At 57.3% G+C, this 14,026-nt stretch carries 12 protein-coding genes and 1 pseudogene; 10 read left to right on the top strand and 3 right to left on the bottom strand.

The annotated features are described in order from the left end of the window. Positions 1–705: 705 nt before the first annotated feature. Entirely contained in the window at positions 706–1,362 is a 657-nt protein-coding gene (locus PACILC2_RS17320) for a SurA N-terminal domain-containing protein (protein ID WP_213529763.1), read from the top strand. 173 nt (positions 1,363–1,535) lie between these two features. Next, a complete protein-coding gene (locus PACILC2_RS17315) occupies positions 1,536–3,350 on the top strand; it encodes a peptidoglycan D,D-transpeptidase FtsI family protein (protein ID WP_213529761.1) in 1,815 nt (604 codons plus the stop codon). A gap of 40 nt (positions 3,351–3,390) precedes the next feature. Here the strand turns inward: PACILC2_RS17315 and PACILC2_RS28800 are convergent, their stop codons facing one another. Beyond that, positions 3,391–3,885: an AI-2E family transporter gene (locus tag PACILC2_RS28800; protein WP_307860622.1), complete on the bottom strand. Its 495-nt coding sequence runs from the start codon at positions 3,883–3,885 to the stop codon at positions 3,391–3,393. Next, the gene (locus PACILC2_RS28795) at positions 3,858–4,508 is read right to left on the bottom strand and encodes an AI-2E family transporter (protein ID WP_307860621.1); all 651 of its coding nucleotides are present in this window, start codon (positions 4,506–4,508) and stop codon (positions 3,858–3,860) included. Before PACILC2_RS28795 ends, PACILC2_RS28800 begins: the two co-directional genes overlap by 28 nt. Positions 4,509–4,710: 202 nt before the next feature. Between PACILC2_RS28795 and PACILC2_RS17305 the strand changes: the two genes are divergently transcribed. Then, on the top strand, positions 4,711–6,114 hold the full coding sequence (locus PACILC2_RS17305; protein WP_062492024.1) for a polysaccharide deacetylase family protein: 1,404 nt from the start codon (positions 4,711–4,713) through the stop codon (positions 6,112–6,114). A gap of 115 nt (positions 6,115–6,229) precedes the next feature. Here the strand turns inward: PACILC2_RS17305 and ilvD are convergent, their stop codons facing one another. After that, complete coding sequence (gene ilvD / locus PACILC2_RS17300; RefSeq protein WP_213529759.1) at positions 6,230–7,900, bottom strand: dihydroxy-acid dehydratase; 1,671 nt, start codon at positions 7,898–7,900, stop codon at positions 6,230–6,232. A gap of 464 nt (positions 7,901–8,364) precedes the next feature. Between ilvD and PACILC2_RS17295 the strand changes: the two genes are divergently transcribed. From PACILC2_RS17295 to PACILC2_RS29895, 7 genes and pseudogenes are all read left to right on the top strand, one after another. Beyond that, positions 8,365–9,060 carry a response regulator transcription factor gene (locus PACILC2_RS17295; protein WP_213529757.1) on the top strand — a complete coding sequence of 232 codons (696 nt, stop codon included), beginning with the start codon at positions 8,365–8,367 and terminating at the stop codon, positions 9,058–9,060. After that, positions 9,053–10,228, top strand: a complete 1,176-nt coding sequence (locus PACILC2_RS17290; protein WP_213529754.1) for a sensor histidine kinase — start codon at positions 9,053–9,055, stop codon at positions 10,226–10,228. Before PACILC2_RS17295 ends, PACILC2_RS17290 begins: the two co-directional genes overlap by 8 nt. Positions 10,229–10,254: 26 nt before the next feature. Continuing rightward, positions 10,255–10,709 (top strand): annotated as a pseudogene (locus PACILC2_RS17285) (VOC family protein). Positions 10,710–10,833: 124 nt separating this feature from the next. Continuing rightward, entirely contained in the window at positions 10,834–11,793 is a 960-nt protein-coding gene (locus PACILC2_RS17280) for a D-alanyl-D-alanine carboxypeptidase family protein (protein ID WP_213529752.1), read from the top strand. Positions 11,794–12,209: 416 nt separating this feature from the next. Further along, positions 12,210–12,689 (top strand): MarR family winged helix-turn-helix transcriptional regulator, encoded by a 480-nt coding sequence (locus PACILC2_RS17275; RefSeq protein WP_062492035.1) that lies wholly within the window; start codon positions 12,210–12,212, stop codon positions 12,687–12,689. 174 nt (positions 12,690–12,863) lie between these two features. Continuing rightward, positions 12,864–13,406, top strand: coding sequence for a hypothetical protein (locus tag PACILC2_RS17270; protein WP_213529750.1), 543 nt, complete (start codon positions 12,864–12,866; stop codon positions 13,404–13,406). A gap of 58 nt (positions 13,407–13,464) precedes the next feature. Next, positions 13,465–13,566 (top strand): polymorphic toxin type 33 domain-containing protein, encoded by a 102-nt coding sequence (locus PACILC2_RS29895; RefSeq protein WP_504739385.1) that lies wholly within the window; start codon positions 13,465–13,467, stop codon positions 13,564–13,566. Positions 13,567–14,026: the final 460 nt, after the last annotated feature.

Here is a 14,026-nt window from a genome sequence, read left to right as displayed (position 1 = left end):
GAAAATACTGCACTTTTGCAGCATTTTCCTCTATTGTCTCATCTTCCGTATGCCAGCTGCCGCGGAGCCGGAGTAAAGCAAGCCATTTCGGGACTGGTGGCAGTTCATAGCGGGGGTGGAGCGAGCGAATATGGTTCTGGAGCTTCGCAGTGAGGCGCCCGGCGGGGGCGGCGTGAGCGAATAAGGTCCTGGAGCTTCGCAATTAGTCGCCCAATGGTCGGGTAGGCGAGGGCGAATAGAGCCTGGCCGCCATCCTTGTTTAAGCATTTATAGCGAAACCGTATCGTTCTCTGACGACGGAGCCGTTATTCTTGCTTGCAAGCCCCGGCGGCCGTCAGCGCCGGCTTTCCCTGATGATCTTTTGCCCGCCCGGCCGAAACCAAAACCCGGACCCGACGTATAATTCATTAAATTGCGGTCTTTGTCCGCTATCAGTCGCCCGTTAAATTTTTCGAAAATTCCTGAAATTTGTCCTGATTAACGGTCGTTAGTCAATGCGATTGAGTTCGCCATGCGATTGAATTCGCCATGCGATTGAATTCGTCATGCGATCGAATTCGTCATGCGATCGATCTACCCTTGATTCGTCGTATTTTGTTCGTATCGCAAATGACGGAGTCGTTACGCCAAACCTTGCTTCCTTGTTTTGACGGCCGTGGCGTCAAAGACAGGTTTACATAGGGCGATAAAAAAGGGGAGGGTTCAATGAAGAAGAAATTCCTGCCTATCATGATCGGACTGGGCGTATTGGTAGGGAGCGCGTCTGTTATTTATTCCCAATCCTCTGTTTCGCCATCTCTTGCAGACAAAATTAAGGCCGGCTTCGACGCCATACAAGCAAGCTTGAACGAGCAAAAGACCGAAACGGACGCACCTCTATTGGTTGAAGGCGAAGGAATCCGGATTGATGCCGAACGTTTCATTTTCTACAAGAAGAACCTGGAAGTGATTCACAGCCTGCAAAAAGGTCCGATGTTGACCGACATTCAGATTATTGACGAAATGATAAAGAAAGAACTGGCGGTTCAATATGCCAAAAAGCTGGGTTTTAAAGTATCGCCGCAAGAAATCGACGAGGTTGTCCGATTCGAGCGGGAATCCTTGAAAAATGCCGATTCGGACAGTGATTTCGTAAAAGAACTTATGAAAAATCGGATTCGGATTACCGGAATGACCGAAGACGAATTTTGGAACAGCGATCTGGTGCGAAATCATTATGAAGAATCGCTGTTGATCGCAAAACTGGCTAGCCATATAGCCGAAGGTAAAATCAACGGCATCACGAACTTGAATGAGTTCCAAAATGAACTTTTGGCCAGCTCAAAAAACAAGCTGAAAATAAATACCGCTGCCTTACGGTAGCTTCTCTCATTCCTCTGCCGGTTCCGGTGGGGGAATTTATCTAGTCGGCGGAAAGTAATAAGCCGTTTACGATTTGGCGATAATGGACATTATCGGAATTTTGCGTTTCAGGAGCGGGAAACGGACGGGAATTGGGGAAAGTCGGTCGCGTGCGATTGACGAGGGGATTTGACGTGAAAAGAAGAATGGGGCTGGCGGCGCTGCTGCTGGCATTGCTGCTGTTCGGCAGCGTCGTGCGGCTTGCCTGGCTGCAGCTGGTTTCTCCCGCGGCCGGCATCCGGGCGGCCGAAGACTGGAAGCGAGGGGCCGTCGCGCAGCATCAGCGCAGGCTTGTGCTCGACACGGGCCGGGGCGATTTCGTCGACCGGTACGGCAGGGCGATCACGGGCGAGACGTATCAGGCGCTCGCGCTTTTCCCGATACGTCCTGCCGCGCGCGGGAATGAGCGGGACATGGCCGTCCTGGCCGATATCCTGGGGGTGGAGCCGGCCGCTCTGCGGCGCGAGCTTGACGGATTGCGGGAAGCGAAGTTCTGGCGTCGGGAAGGAGAGGAAGTGCCCTATCCGCTGAGCGAGGAGCAGATCCGCCGGCTGTCCGGGCTGACACTGGGCGGCGTGCGGGTGCTTCCTTACCGGAACCGGTATCCGGCTTCGTTCCCGGCCAAGCATGCGATCGGTTATATTAGCCAGCATCCCGAGCTCGTGCGGGAAGTTTACGCGAAAGAGCTGGCCAAAGGGACGGTGAAACTGACGGATACGGTCGGCGGCGGCGGGCTGGAGCGGTCGCTCGACCGGCTGCTGCGGGGCACGGGCGCAACGTCGGTATCGTATTTTATCGACGGGACGGATCGGCCGCTGCGGGGGCTCGGGATAAGAGTGTCGCAATCGGACAATCCGTATTATCCGCTGCGCGTCGTCACGACGCTGGATCTGAAGCTGCAGAACGCGCTCGAGGCGTACGCCGATGCGAACGGCCTGCGCGAAGGGGCGATCGTCGTGCTGGACGCCGCCAATGCGGATGTGCTGGCGATGGTGTCGCGCCCGTCGTTCGATCCTTGGCGGCTGGATGATCCGGCCGGACCGGAGCTGGCCAATCACGCGATTCGCGCGGTCGAGCCCGGCTCCGTGTTCAAGCTGGTGACGGCGGCGGCGGCGCTCGAATACGGCGTCGCGGACGAAAATCACGAGCAGTTCGAATGCGACGGGGAATACGGGAAGTACGGCCTGTCCTGCTGGAAGCCCGGCGGACATGGCCTGCTGACGCTGCGGGAGGGGCTGGCCCAGTCGTGCAACATCGTATTTGCGACGCTGGCCGAGCGGCTGACGGCCGCCCAAATCAACCAAACGGCCGATAGACTGGGCATCGGCCGCCAGATCGGCTGGAGCCGGGAAGAAGCGTCCGGCCCGCTGGGGGCGCTGCGGCTGCTGGAGGAAGAGGAGGCGGGAACGGTATTTGCGGGCGGGCGAGTCCCTTCCGTCCGGGACGGCGGATTGCTCGTCCAGACGGGGATCGGTCAGCGTGACGTGCGGGTGACGCCGCTGCAGGCGGCGAATCTGGTCGTCACGCTGCTGAACGGCGGGCGCGTCATGGAGCCGCGCCTCGTATCGGAGATCCGCTATGCCAACGGCCAGCGGATGGCCGCGCTTGCGCCGCGCGAAGGCGCTTCCCGTTACGGCCGGGTATCGCCGGCCGTAACCGGGGCGCTGCTGCGCGGCATGGAAGCGGTCGTCGCCCGGGGCACCGGGCAGTCGATCCGCGAAGGCACATGGGCGGTGGCCGGCAAATCCGGCACCGCCGAGACAAGCGCGGCCGCAGCCCGCAACCATCAATGGTTTGCGGGCTACGGCCCGGTGCAATCGCCGCGCTACGCTGTCGCCGTGCTCGCGGCGAATCGGCCGCCCGATTCGGCCAATCGGGCGACCGCCTTGTTCCGCGGCGTGATGGATGTCATCGCCGCGCACGAAAAGGCCGGGAAGGCGTCCCGCTAAAGCGAAGCTTCGCGGGATGCCTTCCCGGCCTGCCGCCGTTTCAGTTCGCGTTCGGCGGCGGTTCCTGCTGGACGGTATCGTATTCGCCCTGCGGCAGCCGGATCCAGCGCCGCAGGTAGCCCTGGTCGTACAGCGCCTTGAGCAGTATCGTCAGAATCGGCGACAGAATGACGCCGGCTACGCCGAACAGCGACAGCGAGACGACCATGATGACGAGCATCGTGAAAGCCGATACGCCGAGCGTATCGCCTGTAATTTTCGGCTCCAGAATTTGCCGCGTCAGCACGACGACGAGGAACAGCGCCGTCAGCCAGATGGCGAGCGAAACGTCGCCGACGATGAACAGATAGATGATCCATGGTACGAAGATCGTCCCGACGCCAAGCAGAGGCAAAATATCGAAGACGGCGGCAAGCAGCGAAATCGACAGCGCATTTTTGACGCCAAGCAGCATGAGCGCGGCGAAGACGACGATGAACGTAATGCTGATCAGCTTGAACTGCGCCTTCAGGTACGCGCCGATACCGCGAAACACGTTGTCCCGCAAAAAGAAAAACGCGTTTTGAACGTGCGCGGCGTCTTTTCGCTGGCCAGCTTCTTCCAGCTGTTGATCTCGATGCTGAGAAAGTAGGCGAGCACGATGCCGAGCGCAAAGTTGAACACGAACGTCGATACGGACGACAGATAGCCTCCGAGCCGATGAAGAAAATCGGTTGCCACGTTTTGTCCCCATTTGGTCGCCTGGTCGAGGAAGTCATTGATCTGATTCAGCGCCTCGGGCGGGAGCGTTCCGAGCTTCTCCTGCAGATAAGCGGAATTGCTCGCGATTTGCTCGCTCAGAAACCGCTGATACTCGGGCAAGTTGGCAACGAGGCCGTTAATCTGGCTGACGACCATATATCCGGCTCCGAAAAACAGGCCGAGAATGACGATCGTAAACAACAGAACCGATATGCCTGCCGCAATGCTTTTGCTAAGTCCGAGCTTGGCGAGCCACCGTGCGGGCGGCTCGATAAACAGGTAGATCAGAAAGGAGAGAAAGACAGGCGCCGCGATTTTGTACAAATAACTGAAGACGAACATGATCAAAAAGACCGTGAGCGCAATCAGCGCAATGTCGAAGGCGGTTCGCCAGTATTTCTGGTAGAAATTGAGCATCGATGTACTCCTTTTTGACAGATATAACATAAATTAATATTGATTGTACTATAGTTATAAGACGATGCCTATAGGCTTGTCGACTTTTCATGCTCGAATTCTCCCGTTTTTAACGGCTGTATGTTACAATTGTATGGTGGTGCATGCGATCCGCCGTGACAGGCGGACTTCGCAATCGATACGATATGGTGGGGAAAAGACAATGGAGAATTTACTGTTGTGGGGATTCTACATATTGACGTTCTACGCTTTTCTCCCGGGATTGGTCAGCCGCACGTTCGGTTTTCGCGTTTTCAAGAAAGGGCGGGTCGAACGCGAAATCGCGCTGACTTTCGACGACGGACCCGACCCCGTTTACACGCCGCGATTGCTCGATCTGTTGAAGCGATACAACGCCAAAGCGACGTTCTTCGTCGTCGGCGTTCACGCCGAACAGAATCCGGAAATTCTTGAGCGGATGCATCGGGAAGGGCACATAATCGGCATTCATAATTACGTTCATAAAACGAATTGGCTGATGCGTCCCAAATCCGTCAGAAAGCAAATTCACCGCACCTCCGATATCGTCAAGAAGGCGACGGGAGAACGCCCGGCCTATTACCGGCCGCCGTGGGGCATCGTCAATCTGTTCGATTTTTCCAATCTCGGCTATTTGCAAATTATTTTATGGTCGGCGATGTTTGGCGATTGGCGCATCCGGCTTGGCGCGGACAGGCTGACGAAGCGGATGATGCGCAAGCTGGCGCCCGGCGAGGTGCTGCTGCTGCACGACTGCGGGCATACGTTCGGAGCGGATGCCGACGCGCCGCAAAATATGCTGATTGCGCTGGAGCGGTATTTGGAGGAAGGCACGCGGCGAGGCTACCGCTTTGTCGCGATCGATGAAATGATCCGTCTTACGGACGAGAACAAGGCGAGGGAATTGGGGCCGTTCAAGCGGCTCATCGTCGCGCTCTGGCTGCTGTACGAGAAGGCGTTCCACGCCGTGTTCCGGCTGAAGCCCGTCGGCGGGGAAAATCCGACTTTCCATTACCGGGTGCGGACCTACGCCGGACAGCATGTCGATATGGGCGAAGGTCGGCAATTGAAGAAAGGCGATACGATTGTCGAGATCCACTTTGACAACCGGATGCTGCAAAATATCGCATCGCATGGCGGTCCGCCGGTGCATACGGCGATCCGGCTGCTGCGCGAAATGGAAAAGGCCATTCCGCAGCTGCTGTCGCAAATCGCCGCCGATCCCGAAGCCGAAAACGCCCGTGCGATGGTCGGCGTGACGATGATTCACCGGGGGGCGGACCGGTTCGGGTTTCAGATCGTCAAGCTGGAGAAAGGATGGTTTGATCGCATGACGCGCCTCTATCTCCGGCTGCTGATGCGCGTACTGACCCCGAAGAAGAAAGGAAACCGGAAGAAAGAACGGGGCAGCGAAGCGATCAATCCGCACATGCTCGTCATGACGATGGACCGGGTCAGACAGATGACCGGCCGCGAACGCGGAGGGGACTCCTCGGCGAACACGCAGGCCGCTCCCGACAAGCTGCAAGCTTCGGATGAAGCGATGGGCGATGCGCCGACCGTCGTCAATTCGCCGTCGGCCATCTGAGCAGCCCTCCTTATTCGGCCGAAACCTTTAACTGCGTCTCGCGATGCGGAAGGCGTACAATAAAAGAACGTCCGGACATGATCCGGACGTTCTTTTATTGTCGTATTCGTCTTGATTAAATTTTCATGACACCGCCGGTGCTGGCCGAGGTGACGAGATGCGAATAACGGGCCAGGTAGCCTTTCTTCACCTTCGGCTCGAACCCTTTCCATGCGGCGCGGCGCGCTTCCATCTCCGCATCGTCGATCAGCACGTTCATCGTCCGGTTGTTCAGATCAAGCTCGATCAGATCGCCGTCCTTGACGAAAGCGATCGGACCGCCCTCGGCCGCTTCCGGCGAAACGTGCCCGATGCTGATGCCGCGCGATGCGCCGGAGAACCGGCCGTCGGTGACGAGTCCGACCTTGGCGCCAAGACCCATGCCGACGATCTGCGATGTCGGCGCGAGCATCTCCGGCATGCCGGGGCCGCCTTTGGGGCCTTCGTAACGGATAATGACGACGTGGCCTTCCTTGATTTTGCCGCTCGCGATGCCGGCCAGCGCCTCGTCCTGCGAATCGAAGCAGATCGCTTCGCCTTTCATATAGCCGCCGACCGAAGGATCGACCGCGCCGACCTTGATGATCGCGCCGTTCGGCGCCAGATTGCCGAACAGAACGGCGAGTCCGCCGCGCTCGCTGTGCGGGTTGTCGATCGGACGGATGACGTCGTGATTCGTGATCTCGTGGCCGGCTACGTTCTCGCGCAGCGTTTTGCCGGTCACCGTAATGCATTCGCCGTGAAGCGCGCCCTCCTTCTTGAACAGCTCGTTCAGAATGGCGCTGACGCCTCCGGCGCGATGCACGTCCTCGATATGATACTCCGACGCCGGAGCGATCTTGGCCAGATGCGGAACGCGCGACGCCACTTCGTTGATGCGCTCGATCGGGTAATCGATGCCCGCTTCATGCGCCAGCGCGAGCGTATGGAGCACCGTATTGGTCGAGCCGCCCATCGCCATGTCGAGCGCGAACGCATTGTCGATCGCTTCTTTCGTCACGATGTCGCGCGGCTTGATGTCCATCTCGATCAGCTTCATCAGCTGGCGGGCCGAACGTTTGACGAACTCGCGGCGCTCCGGATCGACGGCGAGAATGGTGCCGTTGCCGGGGAGCGCGAGTCCGAGTCCTTCGGCGAGGCAGTTCATCGAGTTGGCTGTGAACATGCCCGAACAGGAACCGCATGTCGGACAGCCGTATTGCTCCAGCTCCTGCAGCCCTTTTTCGTCGATTTTGCCCGCCTGATACGCGCCGACGCCCTCGAATACGCTCGACAGCGAGATCGAGCGGCCGTCGGACGTTTTGCCCGCCTTCATCGGGCCGCCGCTGACGAAGATGGTCGGGATATTGACGCGCAGCGCGCCCATCATCATGCCCGGCGTAATTTTATCGCAGTTCGGGATGCAGACCATCCCGTCGAACCAGTGCGCATTGACGACCGTTTCGACCGAATCGGCGATAATTTCGCGGCTGGCCAGCGAGTAGCGCATGCCGATATGGCCCATCGCGATGCCGTCGTCGACGCCGATCGTATTGAATTCGAACGGGACGCCGCCCGCTTCGCGAATCGCTTCCTTGACCAGTTTGCCGAACTCCTGCAAATGAACATGACCGGGAATAATATCGATATACGAGTTGCAAACCGCGATGAACGGCTTATTGAAATCTTCTTCCTTGACGCCGGCTGCGCGCAGCAGACTGCGGTGAGGCGCGCGGTCGAAACCTTTTTTGATCATATCCGAACGCATTTTTTAGACGCCATGTTCGTTCCTCCTGAAATGAATGTCCATAAGAACAAGTCTATCACATCCATCGGCGGTTGACTACTACGGCTAAGGCCTGGGGGCGCCGCCGAAGACGGCGGGGCGGGCAGTTGGCGGGAGGCTGGCCGCTCCGGCCAGAACCGTTCTGAAAGTCGATGACGTCGTCATCCCGATACAGGCGGATCGCCTGCCGAACGGACGCGGCGAAGCGCTGAGACAGGGCAGAGCCTGAACCGCGTCGTTCACTCGCTACAGCGTCAGCATATATCGCAATCAGCGCCGAAACCGCAGTCCGTCCACGGACCGCATCCCGTACGGGGTGCGGTTTTTTCAGCTATGCGGTAAGATGGAACAGATAAAACTTTTTTCAACAAGGCATCGTTAAAGCGAGTGAACAGGCGGCATGCGGGAATGTTAGTTCCGCCTGCGTGAGGTTAAGGAGTGACGGCATGAATCATCGCGTTTTAATTGTGGACGACGAACGGGAAATTGCGGAACTGATCGAAATCTATTTGCGCAACGAAGGGTTTGAAACGCGTCTGGCCCATGACGGGGAACAGGCGCTTGAGCTGTTCGAGCGGGAGACGTTTCATCTTGTCGTGCTCGACATTATGATGCCGAAGCTGGACGGGCTGGAAGTATGCAGAAGGCTGCGCCGCACGCAAATGGTCCCGATTTTGATGCTGAGCGCCAAAGCGGAAGACATGGACAAAATAATGGGGCTGATGACCGGAGCCGACGATTATATGGTCAAGCCGTTTAATCCGCTGGAGCTGATTGCCCGCATCCGTTCACTGCTGCGGCGCACGTATCAGTACAGCCAGCCGGCAGCGTCGGCCTCGGAAGATTCGTCGATCCGGATCGGGGCGCTGCGCATCGACAAGGCGACCCATACGGCTGAGGCTCACGGGAGACCGCTTCATCTGACGTCGACCGAATTCGGCATTCTGCATCTTTTGGCGAGCCATCCGGGCCGCGTGTTCAGCGCCGAGGATATCTTTCAGCAAGTATGGAAAGAAAAATATTTTGAATCGAACAATACGGTGATGGTTCACATCAGCAAGCTGCGGGACAAGCTGGAGCAGGAGCTGGGCGACAAGCTTATCGTGACCGTCTGGGGGGTCGGCTACAAAATCGATGGATAGAGTGACGGTCCGCATGATGGCGCGGCTGCTGCTGCATTTGGTGCTCAGCGCCGTACTTGCCATCGTTACCGAGTTTTTTCTCTTCGTCTTCGGAGATTGGGCGACAATGACGTTTACGCTGCTTCGCCCGCTGCGGGAAATCGCAAGAAGCATCATGTTCATGTTCAGCGATCAGCTGCTGTTCATCGTTCTCTGGATTATGCTGTTCGTGATGTATTTGCTGCTGCTGCAATGGCGCCATTTCCGCTATTTCAGCCAGATCGGCCGCGCCGTCAGCCATATCGCCGAAGGCCATTTCGACTATCAGATTCCGGTCAAGCAAAACAATGAGCTCGGGCAATTGGCGGCGAACACGAACTGGCTGGTCACCCAGTTGAAAAAGTCGCTCGACGACGAACGGCGGGCCGAGCAGACGAAAAACGAGCTGATTACGAACGTGTCCCACGATTTGAGGACGCCGCTGACATCGGTGCTCGGCTATCTCGGACTGATCGAGCAGGACCGCTATCGCGACGAGATCGAGCTGCGCCATTACGTCCAGATCGCGTATGAGAAGTCGAAACGGCTCAATGTGCTCATCAACGATCTGTTCGAGTATACCCGGATGCGCAACGATGCGGTGCCGATTCGCCGCGATCCGCTTAATTTGACCGAGATGCTCGGAGAGCTGCTCGTGCAGTATCACGTGCCGCTGAAGGAGGCCGGCATGACCGGTCATTTGCATGCGGTGGATAAAGTCGTGACGGTCCAAGGGGACGCGGTCAAGCTCGTGCGCGTGTTCGAAAATTTGCTGGCCAACGCGATTGCGTACGGCCGCGACGGGAAACGCGTGGATGTTTTCCTGAAGAAGGAAGAACCGTATGCGGTTGTCGAAATTGTCAATTACGGCGAGCCGATACCGGCGGTCGATCTGCCGAACATTTTCGACCGCTTCTACCGCGGGGACAAATCGCGTACTTCGCGCGCCGATTCGGGCGGCGGCTCGGGGCTCGGGCTCGCCATCGCCAAAGAGATCGTCGAGAAGCATGGCGGCGCAATCGGCGTCGCGAGCGACAGCACGAGAACGGCGTTCCAGGTTCGTCTGCCGCTGGCTCCGCGCGAGGAGCGGCAGACGGAGCAGGCGGTTCCCGCATCGCAGCAAGCCGGCAAAAATGAATTTGCGGCCTAGGCCGCGGGAGAGGGGAAGACGGCACGATGAAAACGTCTCTGCTGGGTACGAAGACGATTACGCAAATCGGTATTCTGGTGCACGACATCGAGAAGACGGGCCAGGCTTACGCCGAGTTTTCGGAGTGGAGAAGCCGCAGATCATCGTCACCGATGCGCCCGACATCGCCCGGACGGAGTATCGCGGCGAACGGTCTGAAGCCCGGGCGAAGCTTGCGTTCTTCGATATGGGCTCGCTGCAGTTGGAGCTGATCGAACCGGACCGCAATCCGAGCACCTGGCGCGAGCATCTGGACAAGTACGGCGAAGGGCCACACCATATCGCGTTCGTCGTCGACGGGATGAAGGAAAAAATTTCGCTGATGGAAGGCCGCGGCATGCCGCTGCTGCAGAAGGGCGAATATACCGGCGGACGGTATGCCTATCTGGACTCGAGCCGCGAACTGAAGGTAATTATCGAGCTGCTGGAGAACGACCGCTGACCGGGCGCCGGCGATGTTTGAAAATCTTAAGGAAATTTTATGATTTGCTTCAATTCTCCTTAAACCGTCCCTAGTACGATAAACGTAGTCGAAAAAGTACGGATGGCTGCGGGAGGATATCAGGATGAAAAAGTGGTTGTTAGTATTGGCGGCGGCCATGGCGGCCGGATTGTTCGTGATGACGGCATCCCTCGAAGGCAGACGGGGCAATGTGCCGGAAATAACGGCCAAATCGGCTTTGCTGATGGATGCGGCAACGGGAAATGTGCTGTTCGAACGCCGGGCGGACGAGCTTCTTCCGCCGGCCAGCATGTCCAAGATGATGACGGAGATCATCGTCTTCGATCAGGTGCGCAAGGGCGAGCTTCAATGGGGCGACAAGGTGACGGCAAGCCCGTACGCCGCGGCGGTAACCGGCGCGCAAATCGGGTTCGGAGCCGGCGAGACGCTGACGGTCCGCGAGCTGTTCGAAGCGATGGCCGTCCATTCCGCCAACGATGCGGCGGTCGCTCTTGCCGAGCATATCGCCGGGTCGGAGCGGGAATTTGTCCGCCTGATGAACGAGCGGGCGAAGGAGATCGGCCTGTCCGCCGAGGCCCGCTTCGGCAATGCGACCGGCTTGAGCCCGTCCGATCTGGCCGGATTTGCGGAAGCGGCCGCCGACGAGGAGACGCTGCTGACCGCCCGGGATACGGCCAGGCTGGCCCGTTATTTGCTGCTTGCCTACCCGGAAATTCTGGATATTTCGCGGCGCAATGCCATTACGCTGACGAGCTTGCCGGTGAAGCTGGCCTCGACCAACCAGATGCTGCCCGGCATGCCCTACGCATATCCGGGCAACGACGGATTGAAGACCGGGTATACCGAACGGGCGGGGTACTGCTTCACCGGTACGGTCAAGCAGAACGGCCGACGGCTCATTGCCGTCGTCATGGGAACGGATACGGAGCAGGCGCGCTTCGTCGAGGCCGAGAAGCTGTTCCGGTACGGCTTCGATACGAAGCCTCTCCATCTCGCCCTGTTCCGTCTGGAATCGCGCATTCAATTTGCGGCGTCGGCGTTGACTTCCATGTGGACGGCCTGAGGGCGAGGCAGGTACCGGATTGGAATACGAACGAAATGTTTTTCAGGCTCACCCCGATCCTTATGGGATTGGGGTTTTCTTATTTGTGAAGCGGTCGATTGATTTAATTAAGCCTTAAAAAGAAGCTAATTTACGGAAAACTCGTTTATGGGCGAAGCTGTTTTTTCGATAACGTCGAATTCGGCATCCGTTACGAGCGCCTGTATATCGAATAGTGCGAAAGCCTTATGGAGACGCTTTGAAAAACGCCAACAACAAGCAGACGCTTGAAAAGCCTCTCCAGTGCTTGCCTGGGCCAGGCCATAACAGCCGCAACCCTTTCAGATTGACCGTCCGCCCGTTCAACGGTATACTTTTAGCGACAGAAACGCATTATCGTAACCGGGGGCGCGATGGATGACTGATGGAGTGAGGGCATGAACGACAGACGACCGAACGCCGAAGAGGCGGATGCGATCAGAGTCAGGCTGGATGAAGCGTTTCGAAGGGTGAGACGGCTCATTCAGGCGGAATGGAACAAGCATAACGAGCTCGGGCTCGGATTTTCCCAGGGGCGTCTGCTGCTTCTGCTGGCCGAAGGCGGACCGCAGAAAGTAACGGCGATCGCGGAAACGCTCAACATTACGAACGGAGCGGTAACCGGCGTTGCCGATCGCCTGATCGAGCTGGGCTTGGTCAAACGCGAGCGCGGAGAAGCCGACCGCCGCGTCGTCCTGTTGGATATAACGGATGCGGGACGGGAGCTTGTCTCCTTTATATACAAAAAACGGATTCAACTGATGAACCGCCTCTTTCGAGACATGTCGATCGAGGAAATGACAGAGTTGATCGGTTTTTTCGAGCGAATGGTACGCAATCTTGAAAGCGAAGAGGACGATCCGTCCGACGAAACGTAACGAATGATTTATACCGGCTGTCCAGCCGAAAACCTCCGGAACCGGTTGCCGCAAACGGTACGGAGGTTTTTTATTGTTCGTTAAAGACGAAAAATCCGTTGCTTTCCGGAAAAGATTGCGGTACAATGAACCGTGATTTTATTTAATACATTGTGCTAAATAAGGGGTGGACGCATGATCGGCTGGTTGATTGTCGCTTGTGAAATCGGATTCTGGGTATTGGTGCTGGCGGGCTTATTCGCCAGATATATGATGCGGCGGCCCAGGCTGGGCGGAATTTTGCTGCTGCTCACGCCGCTAGTCGATCTGTTTCTGCTTGCGTTTACCGTCATCGATATGAAGAACGGAGCGGAAGCGGGCGTGTTTCACGGGCTGGCGGCCGTTTATATCGGGGTGACGGTCGCGTTCGGACACCGGATGATCCGCTGGGCGGACGAGCGGTTCGCCTACCGCTTTGCGGGAGGAGAGAAGCCGCGGAAAGCAAGCAGATACGGAAGCGAACGGGCGCGCGCGGAGCGTGCGGGCTGGTACCGCCATCTGCTCGCCTGGGCGATCGGCACGGCGCTGATGATGGGCATGATACTGCTTGTCGGAAATCCGGAGCAGACCGGCACGCTTCTCGCCCAGGCGCGGATCTGGACGGTTGTGCTGGCCATCGATTTCATCATCAGCTTCAGCTATACGATCTGGCCCAAAAAAGAAGAACGGCGCGCATAGCGATGAGAAGTCGGGCAACATATTCAGATGAGAAGACGTAGATGTTGTGCGGTTCTAGATAAAGAAAGGAACAGACGTTCACGAAATCAAAAGGGAATTGTTAGGGAAGAAAGCTCCCATTACGGAATATGATCTCTACGTTGACAAAGAAACGGGATAAGGCGAACCGATTCCGACTGGGAGCATAAACATATAATCACTACCTATGAATAAACATACCCCGTCATTCATCTCCAAGTGAAAGACCGGCTTCATATCGAAACGCGGTATTAACCTGAGCCGTCCCTGCCGGGGGGCGGCCGGGCGATCCGCAACCTAAGGGTCCGTCGCGGATGGCGGCGGGCCTGATTTTCTCGCGCTTAGACGAGGACGACGAAGTTCCCCGGCCATCGCCACAGTATGCCTTCCGGCTAAGACGCTTTACCGAAAACTGCAAAAGTGCAGGATTTTTGGCCCGAATTGACGACGTTTGAGCCAAATCCTGCGAAAATACAGGAATTTTTATACGATTTTTGCTGATTTAGCCTCAAATGGAAAAATACTGCACAATTGCAGCAATTTTTGCGTTTTGGCCATTTTCCGCCCGAAAAACTGCATTTTTCAGGCTGTTGAGAAAGTTC

The organism is Paenibacillus cisolokensis (assembly GCF_018403665.1).
Taxonomy (GTDB): Bacteria; Bacillota; Bacilli; order Paenibacillales; family Paenibacillaceae; genus Paenibacillus_AH; species Paenibacillus_AH cisolokensis.
The sequence above is the reverse complement of the archived record's forward strand: the minus strand, read 5'-3'. Positions and strand labels throughout refer to the sequence as shown.

Excerpts from the sequence above, each read along its gene's own strand:
- PACILC2_RS28795 (WP_307860621.1), bottom strand. The coding sequence starts at position 4,508 with ATGCTCAATTTCTACCAGAAATACTGGCGAACCGCCTTCGACATTGCG.
- PACILC2_RS17270 (WP_213529750.1), top strand. The coding sequence starts at position 12,864 with ATGATCGGCTGGTTGATTGTCGCTTGTGAAATCGGATTCTGGGTATTG.
- PACILC2_RS17280 (WP_213529752.1), top strand. The coding sequence starts at position 10,834 with ATGAAAAAGTGGTTGTTAGTATTGGCGGCGGCCATGGCGGCCGGATTG.
- PACILC2_RS17290 (WP_213529754.1), top strand. The coding sequence starts at position 9,053 with ATGGATAGAGTGACGGTCCGCATGATGGCGCGGCTGCTGCTGCATTTG.
- PACILC2_RS17275 (WP_062492035.1), top strand. The coding sequence starts at position 12,210 with ATGAACGACAGACGACCGAACGCCGAAGAGGCGGATGCGATCAGAGTC.
- PACILC2_RS17295 (WP_213529757.1), top strand. The coding sequence starts at position 8,365 with ATGAATCATCGCGTTTTAATTGTGGACGACGAACGGGAAATTGCGGAA.
- PACILC2_RS17320 (WP_213529763.1), top strand. The coding sequence starts at position 706 with ATGAAGAAGAAATTCCTGCCTATCATGATCGGACTGGGCGTATTGGTA.
- PACILC2_RS17305 (WP_062492024.1), top strand. The coding sequence starts at position 4,711 with ATGGAGAATTTACTGTTGTGGGGATTCTACATATTGACGTTCTACGCT.
- ilvD (WP_213529759.1), bottom strand. The coding sequence starts at position 7,900 with ATGCGTTCGGATATGATCAAAAAAGGTTTCGACCGCGCGCCTCACCGC.